The sequence below is a fragment of the Yoonia vestfoldensis genome, from assembly GCF_002158905.1.
GTDB classification, from domain to species: domain Bacteria; phylum Pseudomonadota; class Alphaproteobacteria; order Rhodobacterales; family Rhodobacteraceae; genus Yoonia; species Yoonia vestfoldensis_B.
Map to the genome: position 1 here is coordinate 1,477,608 of NZ_CP021431.1, position 21,086 is coordinate 1,498,693.

At 61.3% G+C, this 21,086-nt stretch carries 21 protein-coding genes and 1 tRNA gene; 7 read left to right on the forward strand and 15 right to left on the reverse strand.

Annotated elements, in window-relative coordinates; genetic code table 11:
• The first annotated feature begins 68 nt into the window (after nt 1–68).
• Complete coding sequence (locus tag LOKVESSMR4R_RS20705; protein WP_257790137.1) at nt 69–191, forward strand: hypothetical protein; 123 nt, start codon at nt 69–71, stop codon at nt 189–191.
• A 151-nt stretch (nt 192–342) separates the two neighbouring features.
• On the opposite strand, the gene LOKVESSMR4R_RS07275 is transcribed toward LOKVESSMR4R_RS20705, so the two are convergent.
• Entirely contained in the window at nt 343–789 is a 447-nt protein-coding gene (locus LOKVESSMR4R_RS07275; RefSeq protein ID WP_087207068.1) for an iron-sulfur cluster assembly scaffold protein, read from the reverse strand.
• Between the two features lie 67 nt (nt 790–856).
• Between LOKVESSMR4R_RS07275 and hisI the strand changes: the two genes are divergently transcribed.
• Nucleotides 857–1,234: a phosphoribosyl-AMP cyclohydrolase gene (gene hisI, locus LOKVESSMR4R_RS07280; protein WP_087207070.1), complete on the forward strand. Its 378-nt coding sequence runs from the start codon at nt 857–859 to the stop codon at nt 1,232–1,234.
• Here hisI and gluQRS read toward each other — a convergent pair.
• From gluQRS to rocF, 5 genes are all read right to left on the reverse strand, one after another.
• Nucleotides 1,206–2,027 carry a tRNA glutamyl-Q(34) synthetase GluQRS gene (gene gluQRS / locus LOKVESSMR4R_RS07285; RefSeq protein ID WP_087207072.1) on the reverse strand — a complete coding sequence of 274 codons (822 nt, stop codon included), beginning with the start codon at nt 2,025–2,027 and terminating at the stop codon, nt 1,206–1,208. The two genes, hisI and gluQRS, sit on opposite strands and share 29 nt — an antisense overlap.
• Nucleotides 2,024–3,379: a methylenetetrahydrofolate--tRNA-(uracil(54)-C(5))-methyltransferase (FADH(2)-oxidizing) TrmFO gene (gene trmFO / locus LOKVESSMR4R_RS07290; RefSeq protein WP_087212798.1), complete on the reverse strand. Its 1,356-nt coding sequence runs from the start codon at nt 3,377–3,379 to the stop codon at nt 2,024–2,026. The genes gluQRS and trmFO overlap by 4 nt, the downstream gene beginning before the upstream one ends.
• Before the next feature lie 85 nt (nt 3,380–3,464).
• Nucleotides 3,465–6,191 (reverse strand): DNA gyrase subunit A, encoded by a 2,727-nt coding sequence (gene gyrA / locus LOKVESSMR4R_RS07295; protein WP_204248739.1) that lies wholly within the window; start codon nt 6,189–6,191, stop codon nt 3,465–3,467.
• A gap of 103 nt (nt 6,192–6,294) precedes the next feature.
• Nucleotides 6,295–7,338, reverse strand: a complete 1,044-nt coding sequence (locus LOKVESSMR4R_RS07300; protein WP_087207074.1) for an ornithine cyclodeaminase — start codon at nt 7,336–7,338, stop codon at nt 6,295–6,297.
• Entirely contained in the window at nt 7,338–8,267 is a 930-nt protein-coding gene (rocF, locus tag LOKVESSMR4R_RS07305) for an arginase (RefSeq protein WP_087207076.1), read from the reverse strand. Before rocF ends, LOKVESSMR4R_RS07300 begins: the two co-directional genes overlap by 1 nt.
• A gap of 85 nt (nt 8,268–8,352) precedes the next feature.
• On the opposite strand from rocF, the gene LOKVESSMR4R_RS07310 reads away from it, so the two are divergent.
• A complete protein-coding gene (locus LOKVESSMR4R_RS07310; RefSeq protein ID WP_087207078.1) occupies nt 8,353–8,772 on the forward strand; it encodes an Lrp/AsnC family transcriptional regulator in 420 nt (139 codons plus the stop codon).
• Here the strand turns inward: LOKVESSMR4R_RS07310 and LOKVESSMR4R_RS07315 are convergent.
• Entirely contained in the window at nt 8,729–9,205 is a 477-nt protein-coding gene (locus tag LOKVESSMR4R_RS07315; RefSeq protein ID WP_087207080.1) for a disulfide bond formation protein B, read from the reverse strand. The two genes, LOKVESSMR4R_RS07310 and LOKVESSMR4R_RS07315, sit on opposite strands and share 44 nt — an antisense overlap.
• Nucleotides 9,202–9,780: a YqaA family protein gene (locus LOKVESSMR4R_RS07320; protein ID WP_087207082.1), complete on the reverse strand. Its 579-nt coding sequence runs from the start codon at nt 9,778–9,780 to the stop codon at nt 9,202–9,204. Before LOKVESSMR4R_RS07320 ends, LOKVESSMR4R_RS07315 begins: the two co-directional genes overlap by 4 nt.
• A 108-nt stretch (nt 9,781–9,888) precedes the next feature.
• Between LOKVESSMR4R_RS07320 and LOKVESSMR4R_RS07325 the strand changes: the two genes are divergently transcribed.
• A tRNA-Leu gene (locus tag LOKVESSMR4R_RS07325) sits at nt 9,889–9,974 on the forward strand.
• A 341-nt stretch (nt 9,975–10,315) separates the two neighbouring features.
• Nucleotides 10,316–11,086, forward strand: a complete 771-nt coding sequence (locus LOKVESSMR4R_RS07330) for a Hint domain-containing protein (RefSeq protein ID WP_087207084.1) — start codon at nt 10,316–10,318, stop codon at nt 11,084–11,086.
• On the opposite strand, the gene LOKVESSMR4R_RS07335 is transcribed toward LOKVESSMR4R_RS07330, so the two are convergent.
• The 5 genes from LOKVESSMR4R_RS07335 to hemB form a co-directional block, all read right to left on the reverse strand.
• Nucleotides 11,083–11,673: a nucleotidyltransferase family protein gene (locus LOKVESSMR4R_RS07335; RefSeq protein WP_087207086.1), complete on the reverse strand. Its 591-nt coding sequence runs from the start codon at nt 11,671–11,673 to the stop codon at nt 11,083–11,085. The two genes, LOKVESSMR4R_RS07330 and LOKVESSMR4R_RS07335, sit on opposite strands and share 4 nt — an antisense overlap.
• Nucleotides 11,670–11,849 carry a hypothetical protein gene (locus LOKVESSMR4R_RS07340; RefSeq protein ID WP_087207088.1) on the reverse strand — a complete coding sequence of 60 codons (180 nt, stop codon included), beginning with the start codon at nt 11,847–11,849 and terminating at the stop codon, nt 11,670–11,672. The genes LOKVESSMR4R_RS07335 and LOKVESSMR4R_RS07340 overlap by 4 nt, the downstream gene beginning before the upstream one ends.
• An 81-nt stretch (nt 11,850–11,930) precedes the next feature.
• Nucleotides 11,931–12,488 (reverse strand): YSC84-related protein, encoded by a 558-nt coding sequence (locus LOKVESSMR4R_RS07345; RefSeq protein ID WP_241389349.1) that lies wholly within the window; start codon nt 12,486–12,488, stop codon nt 11,931–11,933.
• 135 nt (nt 12,489–12,623) lie between these two features.
• Nucleotides 12,624–13,943: a methyl-accepting chemotaxis protein gene (locus LOKVESSMR4R_RS07355; protein ID WP_157898153.1), complete on the reverse strand. Its 1,320-nt coding sequence runs from the start codon at nt 13,941–13,943 to the stop codon at nt 12,624–12,626.
• A gap of 66 nt (nt 13,944–14,009) precedes the next feature.
• Complete coding sequence (hemB, locus tag LOKVESSMR4R_RS07360) at nt 14,010–15,008, reverse strand: porphobilinogen synthase (RefSeq protein WP_087207094.1); 999 nt, start codon at nt 15,006–15,008, stop codon at nt 14,010–14,012.
• A 117-nt stretch (nt 15,009–15,125) separates the two neighbouring features.
• Between hemB and LOKVESSMR4R_RS07365 the strand changes: the two genes are divergently transcribed.
• Both LOKVESSMR4R_RS07365 and mfd read left to right on the forward strand, forming a co-directional pair.
• On the forward strand, nt 15,126–15,647 hold the full coding sequence (locus LOKVESSMR4R_RS07365) for a hypothetical protein (RefSeq protein WP_087212806.1): 522 nt from the start codon (nt 15,126–15,128) through the stop codon (nt 15,645–15,647).
• A 41-nt stretch (nt 15,648–15,688) separates the two neighbouring features.
• On the forward strand, nt 15,689–19,135 hold the full coding sequence (gene mfd, locus LOKVESSMR4R_RS07370) for a transcription-repair coupling factor (RefSeq protein ID WP_087207096.1): 3,447 nt from the start codon (nt 15,689–15,691) through the stop codon (nt 19,133–19,135).
• 53 nt (nt 19,136–19,188) lie between these two features.
• Here mfd and LOKVESSMR4R_RS07375 read toward each other — a convergent pair whose 3' ends face one another.
• Entirely contained in the window at nt 19,189–20,397 is a 1,209-nt protein-coding gene (locus LOKVESSMR4R_RS07375; protein WP_087207097.1) for a multidrug effflux MFS transporter, read from the reverse strand.
• On the reverse strand, nt 20,394–21,038 hold the full coding sequence (locus tag LOKVESSMR4R_RS07380) for a DsbA family oxidoreductase (RefSeq protein ID WP_087207100.1): 645 nt from the start codon (nt 21,036–21,038) through the stop codon (nt 20,394–20,396). Before LOKVESSMR4R_RS07380 ends, LOKVESSMR4R_RS07375 begins: the two co-directional genes overlap by 4 nt.
• Between the last annotated feature and the right edge of the window lie 48 nt (nt 21,039–21,086).

Consider the following 21,086-nt stretch of genomic DNA (forward strand, 5'->3'; position numbering starts at 1 on the left):
AAAAACCCTTTACAGGTCCGGTGCGATATGAGAACAAAGTAGCAACAGAACATTAGGGGAACGCTGATATGGCGAAAGACATTAAAACCATTCTGATCCGTTCGCGTCACACGCTGATCGGGGATGCCTTGGGCATTGTTGCCTTGATGGTGCTGTTGTTTGGTGGATTGGCCTTGCCCGGGCCGATCTGACCTGCTGCGCGGCTCTCTGGCCCCGATCATTGCCTGTCCCACCGCGCAATGACACGATCCCGCCTGACATCCGGATTTGCCTCTGCTGATGCCTTGGACCAGAGACCGCAAAACTTGCCGCCGTCATCCTGCCCCGGATGGCGGCGGTTTTTTATGCTTGGGTCTTGGCGGTTTGCAGCGCGTCCAGCGTGGCATCAAAGGCCAGCATGATCGAGGCATGACGGTTCTTGTAATCGCGCGCGGGTTCCAGCACCGCCAGCCCGTCAAAAGGGGCCGCCGGCACCGGCCCCTGCGCTGTCAGCATCGCCTGCAAAGCATCGCGCCCGGCCTGCACCTGCTGTTCGGTCAGCCCAACAATCGCACCGCCAACAACCGCCGCCGCCGCTTGCCCCAAGGCGCAGGCCTTCACATCCTGGCCGTAATCGGTGATCACCCCGTCCTGCACCACGATATCCACCGTCACATTCGACCCGCAAAGCGGCGCACGCTTTTTGGCGCTGGCCGTGGGGGCGGGCAGGCGCGCATTGCGCGGCATATCGGCCGCCAGCGCCAGGATGCGTGCGGAATAAAGCTTGATCATATCGGTTTCGGCTGACATCGCATTTGCCCTTCGGTGCTCTGTTGTCTAATTAGGGCGCTGCACGCCGCTTGCAAAGGGAAACCCGATGGCTTTCGACCCAATGAGCTTGAAATATAACGACGCAGGGCTGATCCCCGCAATCGCCCAAGATGCCGCATCGGGCGAGGTCTTGATGATGGCCTGGATGAATGCGGATGCCGTGGCGCGCACGCTGGACACAGGCCGCGTCACCTATTGGTCGCGCTCGCGCCAGGCCTTTTGGGTCAAGGGCGACACCAGCGGCCATGTGCAGCATTTGGTGGATTTCCGCGTCGATTGCGACCGCGATTGCCTGTTGGTCAGCGTGAACCAGACCGGACCTGCCTGTCATACCGGACGGCGCAGCTGTTTTTACACCGCCGTGCGCGCGGGCGAAGAGGTCGAATTGATGCAGCCTATGGCGCCAATCCCACCATCTGCCTGATCCCTGCGGGGCTGATCCCTTCGGCGCGGAATTTGGCGATGGATTTGGCGTCGTCACGCTTGGCCAGCCTTTTGCCCGCCGCGTCGCGGATCAGGTCGTGATGGTGATAGCGCGGCGTCGGCAGGCCCAGCACGCGCTGCAGAGCCACATGGATCTGCGTCGCCGCAGCCAGATCTGCGCCGCGCACCACATCGGTAATATCCTGCGCCGCATCATCGATGACCACGCTCAGATGATAGGATGTGCCGCTATCCTTGCGCCCGATCACGAAATCGCCCACATCGCGGCGCAGGTCATCAAGCGTCACATCAACGCGCAGCCCGTTGTTCTGAAAAGATATTGCCTGATCCGTGAATGTATCAAGATCAAACCGCAGCACCGCATCGCGCGGCGGGGTCGCTGCTGTGCTGCGCCGCCCCTTGCAGGTGCCGGGATAGATCGGGCCATCGGGGCCGCCTTCTTGCGGCGCGCTTAACGCGGCGTGAATATCGCGCCGCGTGCAGGTGCAAATGTAAAGATGCCCCTTGCGCCACAGATCGTCGATGACGCCGTAATAAAGGCTCATCCTCTGTGATTGCCGCAGGACCGGCCCGTCCCATGTCAGGCCCAGCCAGGCCAGATCATCGGCAATCTGCGCCTCCCATGCGGGGCGGGCGCGGGTCTGGTCGATATCCTCGATCCGCAGCAAAAACTGCCCGCCCGCCGCGCGCGCCATATCATGCGCCAGGATCGCCGAATAAGCGTGCCCCAGATGCAGCGGCCCCGTAGGCGACGGGGCAAAGCGCGTGATCATTCCGCGGCAAGCGCCTGCGGGGTCAGCCAGCCCTGCCAATCCGCCTTGGCGCGGTCGGTATAGGCTTTATAGCGGTCCTTGCGGCCGCGCCGCCCGCCTTTGACACCATCCAGCGGCGGAAACAGCCCGAAATTCACATTCATCGGCTGGAATGTCTTGGCATCGGCCCCGCCGGTGATATGGCTCACCAAAGCGCCCATCGCGGTGGTATCGGGCACCGGCGACAGGCTGCGCCCTTGCAATTCCGCCGCCGCCATCCGCCCCGCCAACAAGCCCATCGCGGCACTTTCAACATAGCCTTCAACACCGGTGATCTGGCCGGCAAAGCGGATATTGGGGCGCGAGCGCAGGCGCATCTGGTCATCCAGCAGCCTGGGCGCATTGATGAATGTATTGCGATGGATGCCGCCCAGACGCGCGAATTCGGCAGTCTCCAGCCCCGGAATCATCGCAAAAACAGTCTTTTGCGCGCCATATTTCATCTTTGTCTGGAAACCCACGATATTGTAAAGCGTGCCCAAGGCATTGTCGCGGCGCAGCTGGACCACGGCATAGGGTTTATTGGCCGGATCATGCGCATTGGTCAGGCCCACGGGTTTCATCGGGCCAAAGCGCAGGGTTTCGCGGCCGCGTTCGGCCATCACCTCGATCGGCAGGCAGCCGTCGAAATAACCCGCCGTTTCGCCTTCCTTGAATTCGGTTTTCTCGGCGGCCAGCAGCGCATCGATGAAATCCTCATATTGCGCCTTGGTCATCGGGCAATTCAGATAGGCGGTCTGTTCTGCAACCGTCTCGCCCTTGTCATAGCGCGATTGCATCCAGGCGACATCCATATTGACCGTGTCGTGATAGACGATGGGCGCGATGGCATCGAAAAACGCCAGCGCCTCGGTCCCGGTCTCGGCGGCAATCGCCGCGGCCAGCGCGCCCGAGGTCAGCGGGCCGGTCGCGATGATCCAATGGCCATCCTCGGGCAGGGTGGTGATTTCATCATAGCTGACGCTGATATTGGGATGCGCCTTTAACGCGGCGGTCACACTTTCGGCAAATGGGTCGCGGTCCACGGCCAAGGCGCCGCCCGCAGGCAGGCGGTGGCGCTGCGCCATTTGCATGATCAGCCCGCCTGCCGCGCGCATTTCCCAATGCAACAGGCCCACGGCATTCTGTTCGTGATCATCCGACCGAAAGGAATTGGAACAGACCATTTCCCCCAGATGGCCGGTGCGATGCGCAAAAGTGCCGACCTTGGGGCGCATTTCATGGATCGTCACCGCGATCCCGGCATTTGCCGCCTGCCAAGCCGCCTCGGACCCGGCCATCCCGCCACCGATAATATGCAAATGCTGTTTCATCGCCATCCTCTTGTCGTGGCTTCTTTTTTCCCCAAATACTCCGGGGTGAGCCCCGGATCCCATCAGGGGCGAGGGGCAGCGCCCCTTACGCCTCGTCCTCGTCTTCGCCCTGATCGGCGATCCAGGCGACGCTGACCACTGTTTCACCCTTGCCTGTGTCAAAGACCTTGACGCCGCCTGCACTGCGCGAGCGGAAGGAAATCCCCTCGACCGGCACGCGGATCGATTGGCCGGTCGATGTCACCAGCATGATCTGATCGGACATATCGACCGGGAAAGAGGTGACCAGCGGGCCGCCGCGCATCGCCTTGTCCATGGCCGCGACGCCCATGCCGCCGCGCCCGCGCACCGGATAATCATGGCTGGACGACAATTTGCCCGAGCCTTTGGCGCTGATCGTCAGGATCAGGTTTTCCGCCGCCGACATTTCGGCATAGCGTTCGGGGCTGATCTGGCCGGGAGTGGCTTCTTCATCCTCGACCTCGGCATCATCGGCCAAGCCCGCCATCGCACGGCGCATTTTCAGATAGGCGGCGCGTTCCTCGGCCTCGGCCTCGAAATGGCGGATGATGCTCATCGACACGACCTTGTCATCGCCCTGCAACCTGATCCCGCGCACACCGGTGCTGTCGCGGCCTTTGAAGACGCGCACATCGGTGGTCGGAAAGCGGATCGCGCGGCCCGAATTGGTGACCAGCATCACGTCATCTTCGGGCGAACAGATCCGCGCATTGACCAAAAGTGTCTTTTCATCAGGCAGTTTCATGGCGATCTTGCCATTCGACTTGACGTTGGTGAAATCCGACAAAGCATTGCGGCGCACATCGCCCGCCGAGGTCGCAAAGACGATCTGCAGATCATCCCATTCCGTTTCCGGCCGGTCCACGGGCATGATGGCGGCGACAGATACGCCCTGCGGGATCGGCAGGATATTGACGATCGCCTTGCCCTTGGCGGTGCGGCTGCCCAGCGGCAGACGCCATGTTTTCAGCTTATAGGCCATGCCATCGGTGGTGAAGAACAACAGCTGCGTATGGGTATTGGCCACGAAAAGGGTGGTGACGACATCCTCTTCCTTGGTGGCCATGGACGACAGGCCCTTGCCGCCACGCCGCTGCGCGCGGAAATCGGCCAAGGCGGTGCGTTTGATATAGCCGCCGGATGTGACGGTCACGACCATGTCTTCTTGCTCGATCAGATCCTCGTCATCCATATCGCCCGACCAATCGACGATCTGGGTGCGGCGCGGCACGGCGAAAAGATCGCGCACCTCGGTCAGCTCGTCGCGGATGATCTGCAAGATACGGTCGCGCGACCCCAGAATTTCCAGATATTCGCGGATCTTGCCCGCCAATTCCTGCAATTCATCGGTCACTTCTTTGACGCCGATCTGGGTCAGGCGTTGCAGGCGCAATTCAAGGATCGCGCGGGCCTGTGCCTCGGACAGGTTATAGGTGCCATCGTCATTGGCGGTATGGGTCGGATCGTCGATCAGCTTGATATATTCAAGGATCGCCGCCGCAGGCCAGCGCCGCGTCATCAGCTTATGGCGCGCAGCGGCGGCATCGGCGGACCCACGGATCGTGGCCACGACCTCGTCGATATTGGTGACCGCGACAGCCAGACCGCAAAGGATATGCGCGCGTTCGCGGGCCTTGCGCAATTCAAACGCCGTGCGCCGGGCGATCACCTCTTCGCGGAAATCGACAAAGGCGGTCAGGAAGGCGCGCAAAGTCAGCTGTTCGGGCTTGCCGCCGTTCAGCGCCAGCATGTTGCAGCCAAAATAGGTTTGCATCGGGGTGAAACGGAACAGCTGGTTCAGCACCACCTCGGCGGTGGCGTCGCGTTTCAGCTCGACCACCACCCGCACACCGTTGCGGTCGCTTTCGTCCTGCACATGGGCGATGCCTTCGATGCGTTTGTCGCGCGCGGCCTCGGCGATGCGGTCGATCATGACCGATTTATTCACCTGATAGGGAATTTCATTGATCACAATGGCATAGCGGTCTTTCCTGATCTCTTCGACGGCGGTTTTCGCGCGCACGATCACCGATCCGCGCCCTTCAAGATAGGCTTTGCGCGCACCAGACCGGCCAAGGATCAACCCGCCGGTGGGGAAATCGGGGCCGGGGATATAATCGATCATTTCCTCGGATGTCATATCGGGGTTGTCGATCAGCGCCAGCGTGGCGTCGATCACCTCGCCCAGATTATGCGGCGGAATATTGGTGGCCATGCCGACAGCGATCCCGCCCGCACCATTGACCAGCATATTGGGAAAACGCGCAGGCAGCACGGTGGGTTCGCGGTCCTTGCCGTCGTAATTGTCTTGAAAATCAACGGTATCCTTGTCGATATCCATCAGCATATAGGCGGCGGGCTTGTCCATCCGGACCTCGGTATAGCGCATGGCGGCGGCGCGGTCGCCATCCATGGACCCGAAATTGCCCTGCCCATCAAGCAACGGCAGCGACATGGAAAAATCCTGCGCCATCCGCACCAAAGCGTCATAGATCGCGCTATCGCCATGGGGGTGGTATTTGCCCATCACATCCCCGACGGACCGCGCGGATTTGCGATAGCTTTTGTCATGGGTATTGCCGGCCTCATACATGCCGTAAAGAATCCGGCGATGCACCGGTTTCAACCCGTCGCGCAGGTCAGGGATCGCGCGCGAGACGATCACGCTCATCGCGTAATCCAGATAGCTGGTTTTCAGCTCATGTTCGATGGTGACGCTTGGCCCGGCATGAGCCATCCGCGTGATCGGCAAATCATCGTTATTTTCAGGGGTTTCTGGGGTATCGCTCACAAAGGCCGCCTGTCTGCTATCTGCTATATCTGGTTCAAGCGACTATAGCAGACACCCGATCTTGGGTGCAATGGCGCAATCCAAAACAGGCCCGAAACCGCGCCTATCCGGCGCGTTTGAGCATGCCGAACAGGTCGCGCGGATCGTCTGGATCGGCGATCAGGTCCAGATCGACGTAATAGGGCGTATCCTTGATGCTTTCATGGACATAGCGCAGGGCGCTGAAATCCTCGATGGCAAAGCCGACACCGTCGAACAGGGTCACTTCGGCGGCGGATTTGCGCCCCTGCGTCTGGCCGGTGATCACCTGCCAAAGCTCTGTCACCGGATGATCGGCGGGCATCTGCTGGATTTCGCCCTCGATCCGGGTCTGGGGCGGATATTCGACAAAGATATTCGCGCGCGCCACGATATCGCGGTGCAATTCGGTCTTGCCGGGGCAATCGCCGCCAATCGCGTTGATATGCACGCCCGCGCCGACCATATTGTCGGTCAGGATCGTCTGCATATCCTTGTCGGCCGTTGCGGTGGTGATGACCTGCGCGCCCTCGACCGCCTGTTCGGGGCTGGTGCATTGCGTCACATGCAGCCCCAAACCATCCAGATTGCGCGCGCATTTGGCACTGGCGGCAGGGTCCAGATCATAAAGCCGCACATGGCTGATCCCGCAGACGGCCTTGACCGCCAGACATTGGAATTCCGATTGCGCGCCATTGCCGATCATCGCCATCGTGGTCGCACCCGGCGCAGCCAGATGCTTGGTCGCCACCGCCGTCATCGCCGCCGTGCGCAAAGCGGTCAGCAGGGTCATTTCACTCATCAGCCGCGGATAGCCCGAATAGACATCGGACAAGACGCCAAAGGCCGTGACCGTCTGAAGCCCTTCGCCCATGTTCTTGGGATGGCCGTTGACATATTTGAACCCATAGAACACCCCGTCAGAGGTCGGCATCAGCTCGATCACGCCGACATCCGAATGCGAACCGACGCGCGGGGTTTTGTCAAACTGGTCCCATTTGGCGAAATCTTCGGTGATATTGCGGGCAAGATCCGCGATAAAGGTCTCGATCCCGATGTGATGGACCAGCCGCATCATGTTATCGACGCTGACAAAAGGCACCAGCGCGCGCGGGGAAGCTTTGAGCATTACTTGTAACTCCGGGTGGGGCGATCAAACACGCGACGGCCCAGAAGCGATGCGGTCAGATCGACCATCAGATTGGCGGTCTTGCCGCGATCGTCCAGAAACGGGTTCAGTTCCACCAGATCAAGCGAGGTGACCAGCCCGGAATCGGATAGCATTTCCATCACCAGATGGCCTTCGCGCACGGTGGCCCCACCCGGCACGGTGGTGCCCACGGCCGGGGCGACGGACGGATCAAGGAAATCGACGTCCAGCGAGACATGCAGCATCCCACCCACCGCCGCCACCCGGTCAAGGAAGGCCTGCAAGGGCGCGCTGATGCCTTCCTCGTCGATCCGGCGCATATCGACCAATTCCACATCGCCGCGCGCCAGGATTTCATGTTCCGCCGCATCGACCGACCGCAGGCCGATCATGCAGATATTGGCAGGGTCCACGCGCACGGGCAGGGGTGGAAAGGCATCAAAGCCGCGCCGCCCGGTGACGTAACCCACGGGCGTGCCGTGCAAATTCCCGCTGTCACTGGTGTCTGGCGTGTGGATATCGCTATGCGCATCCAGCCAAAGCGCGAAAAACGGCCGCCCCGCAGCCTGCGCATGGGCCGCCATGCCTGCCACACTGCCCGCGGCCAGCGCATGATCGCCACCCATGAAGATGGGAAACCCTTGGGGGGCGGCCTTTTGCGCGGCATCCATCAATGTCTGGGTCCAGCCCACGTTTTCGGCCAGCTTGTAAACCAGCGGATTGCGGGGTTCGGCGACCGTCACCTGCGCCGGGGTCAGGTTGCCCCAATCCGCGACGCTATGGCCCAGGGCGGTGATCGCCTCGGCCAGCCCGGCGGTGCGATAGGCATCCGGCCCCATCAAACAGCCCCGGCGGCGTTTGCCACAATCCACGGGCGCACCGATCAATATGCAATGTTTCTGTGTCATGCCAGCAGATTAGCCAAAACACCGCTTGGCGGAACCGTGCAAAAGGTGCAAAACGGTCAGGAATTGATCAAATTGAGCAGTCATCATGGACGAAACGGATAGCGCCATCATCCGCGCCCTGCGCCAGAACGGGCGGGCGACATTATCCGACCTTGCGGCCATTGTCGGCGTCACGCGGACGACCCTGCGCACAAGGCTGGACCGGCTGATCGCGGGGGGCGAAATCGCAGGTTTCACCGTGCTGACCCGGTCTGACGTGCGCCCCGATGCGGTGCGCGGGCTGATGATGCTGGAAATCGCAGGGCGCGCGGCGGAAAAGGTGATGAAACGCCTGACCGCCATGCCAGAGGTGATCGTGGTCCATTCCACCAATGGCACATGGGATCTGATCGCCGAAATCGGCACCAAAAGCCTGGAAGATTTCGATCAGGCGCTGTTTGCCATCCGCCGGATGGACGGGGTCACACGGTCCGAGACGAATCTTTTGCTGTCATCACGGCGCTGATCCAGACCGCCATCAGGCCAAAGGAGGCCAGCGCATTCCAGCTGGCCATCGACAGCGACAGCAATTCCCAGGACACCTGATCGCACATCACCACACGCGGCCCGGCGATGGATAAAAGATCTGCGCCCGACAGACCCTCTAGGCTGCTGACACCGGAACAGGATGACGGGCCTTCCCACCAGCCGCGTTCAACACCGGTGTGAAACACGCCAATCGCGCCGGTCGTGCCCGCCGCCAAAGCCCCCAGCACCGGCAAGCTGCGCCCGCCGAACCGCAGCGCGAGGGCCGCAATCGCGATTGCTGCGAAATGCGGCCAGCGTTGCCACAGGCACATCGCACAGGGCGGATAGCCCAAAGCCTGAAACAGATAGGCCCCCGCCAGCAGGGCGAAAGACCCCGATCCGGCGAGAAAAACCAATAAATTGCGTGTCACATGACCCCCAAAACGGCGAAACCGCCAATCAACAGAATACAGAACAAGACGAACATCAACCCCAGCCGCCGCTCGATGAAATCACGGATTGGTGCGCCGTATTTCCACAGCAAAACCGCCACCAGGAAAAACCGCAGCGCCCGCGCCGCGACAGAGGCCGCGATAAACACCGGCAGCGATAATTGCGTCACACCCGATGCGATGGTGATCACCTTATAGGGAAAGGGCGTCACCCCCGCGACCAGCACGGCCCAGGCGCCATAGCTGTTATAGGTGACGGCAAATTCGGCGAAATAAGCCTCTTTGCCATAGAATTGCAGGATCTGGACGCCGATCGTTTCGTAAAGCGCGAAACCGATATAATAGCCGAACAATCCCCCCAGCACCGAGGCCAGCGTCGCCACCGCCGCGATCACGAAAGCCCGCGACGGGCGCGCGATGATCATCGGGATCATCAGAACATCGGGCGGGATCGGAAAGAAGGACGATTCGACAAAGGCCACCACCGCCAGCGCCCAAAGCGCGTAACGCGTCTGCGCCAACGAAATCGTCCAATCGTAAAGAGCGCGCAGCATCGCATGGCCTTTGTTTGATGGGCTGCTTAGGCCATGCCGCCGCTGTCGCGTCAAGCGATTGCAAATCCGATTGACGCCGCAGGACAGCCGGATTAGGAAACGCGCAGTGCCGATGTGGCGGAATGGTAGACGCAGGGGATTCAAAATCCCCCGGTGGTAACATCGTGTGGGTTCGAGTCCCTCCATCGGCACCAATCGCGTCTCTGACGCGGCCTTCCCCCAAGACCCGCCAGCAACAGATTGCCCGCTGTGGGCCATTTTGATGCCATGTTTGACCGATAGGACGAAAGGCAGCTCGCGGTTGCGGCCAGATCAGGCCGGCGGCCAAAATGGTAGCCAGAATGGCGGCAAAAACGGCGGCCGGAAAGATAGTCTGAGCAGGTGCCAGAACGGCGACCAAGACGGCGACCAAGACGGTGGCCAGACTGCTTGGGCGCGGGGCAATCGGGGCAGGATGTGTTAACCACCGGTTAGGCCCGGTATGGTGTAGTGTAATCGGGCGCATGTTGCGCCACATGGTAAAGAACGTAAATCTGTGGCTGGGTTTTTGACTGCATCTTCTGACCGGGACATCTGCTATGGCCGGTCTGATTTCCTGAACCTGACAGGCCCGCAGGTCCGCCGTATTGATCAGGCATCCGCTGATCTTGATGCCAGCCGCGTGACCTATGGCTGCGGGACGCGGCTTAGCTTTGCGCAGATCGCGGCGATCATTCCCTGTTTCACCCCCGGCACCAGAATTGCCACCCCCAAGGGCGAAAAACTGGCCACCGATCTGAAAATCGGCGACCGGGTCGTGACCCGCGACAATGGGATCCGGCATATCACTTGGGCCGGCCAAAAGACGATGAACATGCAAGACCTGCAAATCAGCGCCAGCATGCGGCCGGTGCTGATCCGGCAGGGCGCGCTGGGGCAGGGGCTGCCGGAACGCGATATGGTGGTGTCACCCAATCACCGCGTGCTGGTGGTGTCTGAAATGGCCAAATTATATTTCGGCGAATCCGAGGTATTGATCGCCGCCAAACATCTGACCCAGATGCCGGGCGTTTCTGCCACCAATCAGCCGCAGGCGACCTATATCCATTTCATGTGCGAAACCCATGAAATCGTCCTGTCGGATGGGGCCTGGACCGAAACATTCCAGCCGGGCGATTATTCCTTGCAAGGGATCGACGCCGATCAGCGCGACGAATTATTCCTGCTGTTCCCCGAATTGGCCACCCGCGAAGGCCTGCGCCGTTACCGTGCCGCGCGCAAAACCCTGCACCAAAGCGAGGCTGGATTGATCACCACCTCTGGCTAAAGCGCGGTGCGCCGCCAGGCGTCCCATTGTTCGGGCGTGTCCAGATCCAGCCTGGCGCGTTGGCCGGGCAGGGGCACCAGACAGGTCTGCCCCTGATGCGCCCGCACGATCCGGTCGGCCCCGCTATCACCCGCCAGATCCGCGAATTGTGGCCGCAAACTGGCGTCGAAAATCACCGGATGGCCGGGCTTGCCCTCTGCCGTGGCGCCGCGCCAGACCAGATGATCAGGCTGCATTTGCCGCGCGGCAAAGACCGAAAGCAGATCCGCCGTGCACAGCGCGACCAGATCGCCCAACAGGATCATAAAGGCCTTTGACGGGGGCAATTGCGCCACCGCATCGCGCATCGTGACGCCCATGCCCTGCGCGGCCTCTGGCACGATCAGTATGGTTGCGGCCAGATCGCGGATTGTTGCGGCGCGCGGATGATCCGCCGCAGGCAGGGCGACATAGACCGGATGGCCCGTGTCCTGCGCCATCAGCACCTGTCGGCGCAGCAAGGGCTGTCCCGCGACCGGCTGCAACAGTTTGTCCTGTCCGCGCATCCGCCGCGACCCGCCTGCGGCCAAGATCAGGATCGGAATCATCCGCGCGGCCCCCGGTGATCGGGGTTGCAACGCGCCTTGATCCGGCGTGCCGGGGGGTGCTGGCCGATGAAGGCGACAGTCATATCATCGGTGACGGCGGCCCGCATGTCGCGGCGGACCTGATGATCCGCCCTTGTGACGCTGATGATCACGAAACTTGCGCTGGTTTTCATCATCCTGCTCCTGCAATTTCGCACATCATGGCAGGGGCAGGCGGGACTGGCGTTCTGTTTGCGACCTTGGCTGGTGCGGCGGCGTTACGGGATGATCCGCGTGTATTTGCTGCCTTCCAGCGTCGCGCCGACCCGCAGCCCCGTCTGGCCAAAGACAACCGCGATCACCGGCGACAAAGATGTCGTCGTTTCGGCGCGCAGCATATCGCTTTGGCTGCTCAGCGCGTAATCGATGCTGGCGCCAGCGGCCCAGCCCGGCGATTGACGAAACTCCATCAGTGCCTCGGGTGTCATGAAAAACAGCACATAGCTGAATTGCTGCGCCCCGATCTGTAGCCCCGCGCTGCCGGTGGTGGTGGAATAATAATCGACGGTCGATGGCCCGACACGCAGCGCGCCGCGCCCGAAAGAGCCGCCAAACCCAAACCCCGCATTGGTGATCAGTGGCATCACCAACAGCCCCGAGGCCCGCGTGGCCAGATCGCGGGTGCCGGGAAATTCGTTATACATCTGTTCCAATGTCGCATCGACGCGCGCGTCGATTGTCGCAGCGGCCCCGCTGCCGACACCGTTGTTACAAGCGGCAAGGCCGCCTGCGGCCATCAGTCCAAGCGTGAAGCCGCGCCGAGAAAAACTGCTCATATCAATCTGCCTTTTGCCCAATCGGGGCGTTCGCCGCCCTTCGCCGCGCAAAGATAGGCGATTGTGACCAAAGTGTCACGCGTTTGCTGCGCCTGCGCGGCTTTTTCGCGCAGGGGTTTGGCGCCGCCTCTGGCCTTATCCGGCGCGGCGCAGCGGGGCCGCGCGGTTTTCGGTCGCATCAAGGCGCGACATCTGGTCGATCAAGGCCCCGACATTGCCCACCAGCGAGGTGTTGGATTGCGCCATCTGATCCACCATGCCCGCATTCTGCTGGGTGACGACATCAAGATGGCCGACGCCAATGTTCAATTCATCAAGCGCGATGGATTGCTGGCGCGCGCTTTCGCTGATCGCGCCCATCGTGTCGCTGATCGTGCCGATGCTCTTGACGATGCTTTTCAGCTCGTCACCGGTGTTATTGACCTGATCGACACCCGCCGAGACCTGTGTCGCACTGCGGCTGATCAGCGATTTGATTTCGCCCGCCGCGTCCTGCGCACGATGGGCAAGGCCGCGCACCTCTGATGCGACAACGGCAAAACCGCGCCCGGCATCGCCTGCGCGCGCGGCCTCGACCCCGGCGTTCAGCGCCAAAAGATTGGTCTGAAAGGCGATATCGTCGATCACGGCGATGATCTTTGAAATCTCGCCCGAGGAATGCGCGATCTGCGACATCGCATCAATCGCGCGCTGCACCACAGCATCGCTTTTGCGCGCGCCGGCGACGGTTTGCGTGGCCAGATCCTCGGCGTCCGTCAGGCTTTTGGTGGAGGATCGCACCGTCGCGGTCAATTCTTCCAGTGCTGCGGCTGTCTGTTCCAGCGTGGCCGCCTGCGCCGTGGTGCGCGTGGATAATTCCGAAGAGGCATTTTCCAGATCGCCGGTGATAGTGCGGACCTGCTGGGCGATCTGCGACACATTGCGCAAGATATCGGCCAGCCGCCCGCTGGCCTGATTATAGGCCGTGCCGATGGCATCCACATCCTCGAGGCCGAAATGCGGCAAGCGATAGGTCAGATTGCCCAGGCTCAGCGCATCCAGCCCTTTGGCGATTTCGACAAAGGCGTCATTGCGTTGGGTCACATCGGTGGCAACCTTGATCACGGTGCTGAACTGGCCTGTCGCATCGCGCACCCCCGCATAGGTCGCCTGGATCCAGATCATCCGCCCGCTTTTGCAGCGGCGCTGATAGCGGTCGGTAAAGGGTTCACCCTGCGCCAACCGGTCCCAGAAATCGCGGTATTCCGCCGAATTGGCATAATCGGGGTCAACGAATATCCGGTGATGTTTGCCCTGAATTTCGGACAGCGGATATTCAAGCGCCTTGCAGAAATTGTCATTGGCAGAAATGATCGTTCCATTGGCGTCAAACCGGATCACGGCCTGCGTCTGGTCGATCATCTTGATCAGAGGATCGGGCGGCAGCACGTCTTTTTTGAAAAATGTGAATGGCAATGGCTTGGCTTTCTGGCATTTCAATCTGCCCTCACCCTTGCATGAACACCTTACCAAATGATTTATTCAGCCCCGCAGCACCCGCGCTGCATCCATGGCGAAATATGTCAGCACCCCGTCGCAACCTGAACGTTTAAAGGCCAAAAGGCTTTCCATCATCACGCGTTCGCCGTCCAGCCAGCCGTTCTGGACCGCAGCCTGTATCATCGCATATTCGCCGCTGACCTGATAGGCATAGGTCGGCACGCCAAAGCTGTCTTTGACCCGCCGGCAGATATCCAGATAGGGCATGCCGGGCTTGACCATGACCATATCGGCCCCTTCGGCCAGATCGCGCGCAACCAGGCGCAGCGCCTCGTCGCTATTGCCGGGGTCCATCTGATAGGTCTTTTTATCGCCGGTCAGGGCGGCCGATGCCCCCACCGCATCGCGGAACGGGCCGTAAAAGGCCGAGGCATATTTGGCCGCATAGCTCAGGATCGTGACATTGGCATGCCCGTCCGCCTCTAGCGCGGCACGGATCGCGCCGATCCGGCCATCCATCATATCCGAGGGGCCAAGGATATCGGCCCCTGCCTCGGCCTGGGCCAGCGCCATTTTCACCAAGGCATCAACAGTGCGGTCATTGACGATCTCGCCATTTTCGACAAAGCCGTCATGGCCGTTGATATTATAAGGGTCGAGCGCGATATCGGTCATCACGGCGATATCGGGGGCGGCATCCTTGATCGCGCGGATCGCCTGATTGGTCAGATTGTTGGCATCCCAGGCCATGGCGCAATCCTCGGTCCGCGCCTCCATCCCGGTATAAGGAAAGATGCAGATCGCGGGGATGCCAAGATTCTGCGCCTCGACCGCGGCCTTGGCGATCCGGTCCACGCTGCGCCGCATCACGCCGGGCATCGAGGCCACGGGGGTTTCCGCATCGCGCCCTTCCATCACGAAGACCGGCCAGATCAGATCATCCACCGTCAGCGTATTCTGCCGCGCCAGCGCGCGCAGGGCCGGGGTCCGGCGCATCCGGCGCAGGCGGGTGACGGGAAAGGCGGGGGTGATCGGGGACATGGGATGGCCTTTGCTGCTAACTGCCTGTTGGTCGCATGGATTTTACAGCATCACAAGTCTGGGCAATCGGCAGAGCCGCCGCTATCCTTGGCCTGACATCTCTTGCCGGATATTGCCTTGACCCTGATCGACATCATCCCCAGCCTGATCGACTTTCGGACTTTTTCCAATATCTGGTATTGGTTGGCGGTCATGATGACCTGGGCCATGACCTGCCATTGGGTGATCGGGGTGCCTTTTGACATGATCGCGCGGGCGCGCAGGCAGGGCGGGCAGGCGGCGCAGGATCTTGCAACGCAGGTCGCGATCAATCTGCGCCGGGTGATGATGATCTCGGGCAATGCGGCGGTCCTGCTGGTCGGGCTGGGCACATTCGTCATCACCGTGACGGCGATGCTGGGTTTCGTCTATGGGCTGGAACTGGCGCAGGGGCTGTTCTGCCTGGCCTTTCCGCTGGTCTTGGTCGCAGCGCTGACATGGCGCAGCTGCCAGCGGCTGGCGCTGGACGAACCAAGCGGCCCTGCCTTGATCCAGGCCCTTGTGCGGCTGCGGTTCTGGATCCAGCTGATCGCGATTGCGGCGCTGTTCTGCACCGCGCTTTTGGGGATCTCGGTGACGCTACAACAGCGCTTTGGCTGAACAGCGGTTGACACGGCCCCGGTGCAGGATATCTCGGCGCAATGTCTGAGCGCACCCATATCACCGTCAGCGGCGCGCCCGAAGGGTTTGACGCGCAATTGATCCTCGCGGAATTGGCCAAGGGCCAGCCCGTTTGCCATGTCGCGCGCGATGACAAAAGGCTGGCGGCGCTGCAATCGGCGCTGGCTTTCTTTGCGCCTGCCGTGCCGGTTTTCGTGTTTCCGGCCTGGGATTGTCTGCCCTATGACCGCGTGTCACCCAATACCGATATTTCCGCCGCGCGGATGGCCACATTGGCCGCCCTTGTCCACGGGATGCCCGGCCAGTTCATCCTGCTGACAACGCTGTCAGCCGCCACCCAGCGCGTGCCTGCGCGCGCCACATTGCGCGAGGCCGCTTTCACCGCCACCGTCGGCAAAAGGCTGGACGAAGCCGCCTTGCGCGCCTTTCTGGTGCGGATGGGATTCACGCAAAGCCCCAATGTGATGGAACCGGGCGATTACGCCGTGCGCGGCGGGATCATCGACATTTTCCCACCCGGCCAATCCGGCCCTGTGCGGCTGGACCTGTTCGGCGATGTGCTGGATGCCGCGCGCCGGTTTGACCCTGCCAGCCAGCGCACCGTTGAAAAACTGACCGAGGTGGAATTGGCGCCCGTGTCCGAGGTGATCCTTGACGAGGCGGCGATCACCCGGTTCCGGCAGAATTACCGGATCGAATTTGGCGCAGCCGGCACCGATGACCCGCTTTACGAGGCGGTAAGCGCGGGGCGCAAACATGCCGGTGTCGAACATTGGCTGGGCTTCTTTCAGGACGATCTGGAAACACTGTTCGATTATCTGCCCCGCGCCACGATCACGCTGGACGACCAGATCGGGCCGCAGCGGATTGCGCGCTGGGACAGCATCGCCGACCAATACGGCACGCGGATGCATGCGCTAACGCAAAAGGGGCGGATGGATTCGGTCTATAAACCGGCCCCGCCGCAGCTGTTATATCTTGACGATGCGGCATGGGCGCGGGCTGTGGCCGACCGCCGTGTGCTGCAATTCTCGCCGCATAAACAGGCGACCGGCCCCGGTGTGATCGACGCAGGCGGGCGCATGGGGCGCAGTTTCGCGCCTGAGCGGCAACAGGAAAACCTAAGCCTTTTCGGCGCTTTGGCCGCCCATATCAAGGCGCGCAGCGCCAATGGCCCGGTGATCATCGCCTCTTATTCCGAAGGCGCGCGCGAAAGGCTGGAAGGCTTGATCGAAGATGAAGGTGTGGGCGAGACGATTGCCATCACCGATTTCTCTCGTGTGGGCAAAACCGGTGTCTATCTGGCGGTCTGGCCCTTGGATCAGGGGTTTGAATCCCCCGGCCTGAGTGTGATTTCCGAACAGGACGTGCTGGGCGATAGGCTGATCCGCCAGACCAAGCGCAAACGCCGCGCCGAAAACTTTCTGTCCGAGGCCAATAGCCTGTCGCCCGGTGATCTGGTGGTCCATGTCGATCACGGCGTCGGGCGCTTCATGGGGATGGAGGTCGTCACCGCCCTGGGGGCGGCGCATGAATGCCTGCTGATCGAATATGCCGAAGAAACAAAGCTTTATCTGCCGGTCGAGAATATCGAACTGCTGTCGAAATACGGCCATGAGGCCGGTTTGCTGGACAAGCTGGGCGGCGGTGCCTGGCAGGCGAAAAAGGCGCGGCTGAAAGAACGCATCCGCCAGATCGCCGAACGGCTGATCCGTGTCGCCGCCGAACGTGCCCTGCGCAAAGCCCCCGTGCTGGAACCGGAATCAGGGCTATGGGATCAATTCCTCGCCCGCTTTCCCTATGCCGAAACCGATGACCAGTTGTCCGCCATCGATGATGTGCTCACTGATCTGGGGTCCGGCCAGCCGATGGATAGGCTGATCTGCGGCGATGTGGGCTTTGGCAAGACCGAGGTGGCGATCCGCGCTGCCTTTGTTGCGGCGATGGCGGGGGTGCAGGTGGCGATCATCGCGCCAACAACCTTGCTGGCGCGGCAACATTACCAAAGCTTTGCCGAAAGGTTCCGTGGCTTTCCCGTGAACGTGCGGCCCTTGTCGCGGTTCGTGTCACCGCGCGATGCGGCGCTGACCCGCGACGGCATCAACAAAGGCAGCGTTGATATCGTCATCGGCACCCATGCGCTGCTGGCCAAGGGGGTGAATTTCCAGAACCTTGGCCTGTTGATCATCGACGAGGAACAAAAATTCGGCGTCCAGCACAAGGAACGGCTGAAACAATTGCGCACCGATGTGCATGTGCTGACCCTGACCGCCACGCCGATTCCGCGCACTTTGCAATTGTCGCTGTCGGGCGTGCGCGATCTGTCGGTGATCGGCACGCCGCCCATCGACCGTCTGGCGATCCGCACCTATGTCAGCGAATTTGATACGATCACCGTGCGCGAGGCGCTTTTGCGCGAACATTATCGCGGCGGGCAAAGTTTCATCGTCGTCCCCCGCATCAGCGATATGGACGAGATGGAGGCGTTTTTGCGCGATGAAGTCCCCGAGGTCAGCTTTATCAGTGCCACGGGCCAGATGGCGGCGGGCGAACTCGACGACCGGATGAATGCCTTTTACGACGGCAAATATGACGTACTACTGGCGACAACCATCGTGGAATCGGGGCTGGATATTCCCACCGCGAATACGATGATCGTCTGGCGCGCGGATATGTTCGGGCTGTCGCAATTGTATCAGATCCGGGGCAGGGTGGGTCGGTCCAAGACCCGCGCCTATGCCTATCTGACCACCAAACCGCGCCAAAAACTGACCGATACTGCGCAGAAACGCCTGCGGGTGCTGGGGTCTATCGACAGTCTGGGGGCAGGGTTTACGCTGGCGTCCCAAGACCTTGATATTCGCGGTGCGGGCAACCTGCTGGGCGAGGAACAATCCGGCCAGATGCGCGAAGTGGGCTATGAGCTGTATCAGCAGATGCTGGAAGACCAGATCACTGCGATCCGGTCAGGCGCTGCCGAAGGCATCATTGATGATGGCCAATGGGCGCCGCAGATCAATCTGGGCGTGCCGGTCTTGATCCCCGAAGATTACGTCCCCGATCTGGATGTGCGCCTGGGGCTTTACCGCCGCCTGTCGAACCTGACCACCAAGGTGGAACTGGAAGGTTTCGCCGCCGAGCTGATCGACCGTTTCGGTGCGCTGCCGCGCGAGGTCAACACGCTGCTATTGGTCGTGCGGATCAAGGCGATGTGCAAAAAGGCCGGTATCAGCCAGCTGGATGCGGGGCCCAAGGGGGCCACGATCCGGTTTCACAATGACAAATTCGCCTCGCCTGCGGGGCTGGTGGATTTCATCAATGACCAGCGCGGACAGGCCAAGGTCAAGGACAACCGCATCGTCGTGCTGCGCGATTGGACCAAGGAACGCGACAAGATCCAGGGTGCGTTCAATATCGCGCGGGACCTGGCGGGAAAGCTTGCCGAAGAAACGAAAAAAGCAGGGTAAGGACCCTGCTTTTTCCGGTCTCCGACGGGGATATTTAGGCTCGGAAGATGGGGTTATGCGTCACCCGGCCGCTTTATCTTGGTTGTCAGCCAGAGGGCGAGTGCCGCCGCCACCAGCGCACCAATCGCCATCGGCATCGGCGTGCCGTCGAACAACAGCGCGATCGGGGCGGCGATCAGGACCGCGCCAATCGTTGAAATCGCCGCAATGATCGAGGCGGCCAGACCCGCGATATGGCCCATATCTTCCATCGCCAGCGCGTTCAGATTGCCGATGGTCAGCCCGGCCTGAAAGAAATTCCCCGTCACCCAGATCACATAGGTGCCAAAGGCCAGCAGATAGGGCCCGTCAATCGCCGTGATCACGATCATCGCGAGTGTCAGCCCGATCTGCACGATCAGCATCGCCTTGATAATCGCGCGCATGCCCAGCCGCATCACCAGACGCGCGTTCAGCAGGCTGGCGCTGGCGGCCAGGATCGCGATGCCGCCAAACCAGTAATGGAAATAAGCGCCTTGCCCGAAAGTGACGTCAAAGACCTGCTGGGTCGAGGACAGCACGATGAACAACATGCCAAAGACCAATGTCTGCACCAGGATCGACAGCCGGGCCGTGCGATGGGCGCACATCTGCGCCGTGGCGGCGTAAAGCGCGCCCAGGCTGAGCGGGCGGCGATTGGCAGGCATCAGCGTCTCGGGCTGCCGGATCACCAGCCACAGCAATATGACCACCGAGAACAGCATGAAAGCCGCAAAGATCGCCCGCCAGCCAAAGCCCAGGATGATGAAATGCCCCAGGCTGGGCGCCAATGCGGGCACCAGGGCGAAAACCGCCATGACAAAGGACATGATCCGCGCCATGTCGCGCCCCTCATAGATGTCGCGCACCAAGGCCACCGCCACCACGCGCGGCCCCGAGGCGCCCAGCCCCATCAGCACCCGCGCCGCCAGCATCATTTCCAGCGATTGCGCCGCCCAGGCCAGCCCGCAGGCGATGACATAGATCATTGCGCCGGCAACCATCACCGGTTTGCGCCCGTAAGCATCCGACAAAGGCCCGGTGAACAGCGTGCCGATCCCCATGCCCAGCACGAAACTGGTGATGATCAGCTGCGCATTATTGAGATTGTCAGGGCTGAGTGCCGCCCCGATCTCGGGCAGGGCGGGCAGCATGGCGTCGATCGAAAAGGCGACAGTGGCCACCACCATGGCCATCAAGGCGATGAATTCGCTTTGGCCCAGCCGTTGCGACGGGGCGTTCATGCCGCGTCACCGATTTGGGCGATGATATCGCCGATCACCTTGACCCAGAGATCGGGCGGCTGCGCCCCCGGCACCGCATGTTGATTGGCCACGACAAAGGTCGGCACGGCGGAAATCCCCATTTCGCGGCTATGCGCATCACGCGCGCGGATATCGGCAATATCCGCGTCAGAGGCCAAAAGCCGCGCGACCAAGGCTGCGTCCATCTCGGCGCTATCGGCGATATCGGCCAGCACCTCGTGGCGCCCGATATCGCGGCCTTCGACGAAATAGGCTTTGAAAAGCAGATCGACGATCAAGGTCTGGCGCGCCTCGATCCCGGCCCAATGGATCAGGCGATGCGCGTCAATCGTATTGGGGGTGATTTGCATCGCCTCGAAATTGATCGCAAGGCCTGCTTTTTCAGCATGCTCCAGCACCGGCGCATAGGCCTTGGCCGCCGCGGCCTTGCCGCCGAATTTTGATTCGAGATAGGTTTTGCGGTCCATCCCGCCTGCCGGCATCTCGGGGTTGAGCTGGAACGGGTGCCATTCAATGGTAAAGGGATGTTCGGGGAATTGCGCCAAGGCCGCGTCCAGATTGGCCTTTCCGATATAGCACCAGGGGCAGATCGGGTCGGAAATGATATCGAGCTTGACCATGCTGGTCCCCCTGATGTCTGTCGGATGAGAATATGTCACAGGCCTATC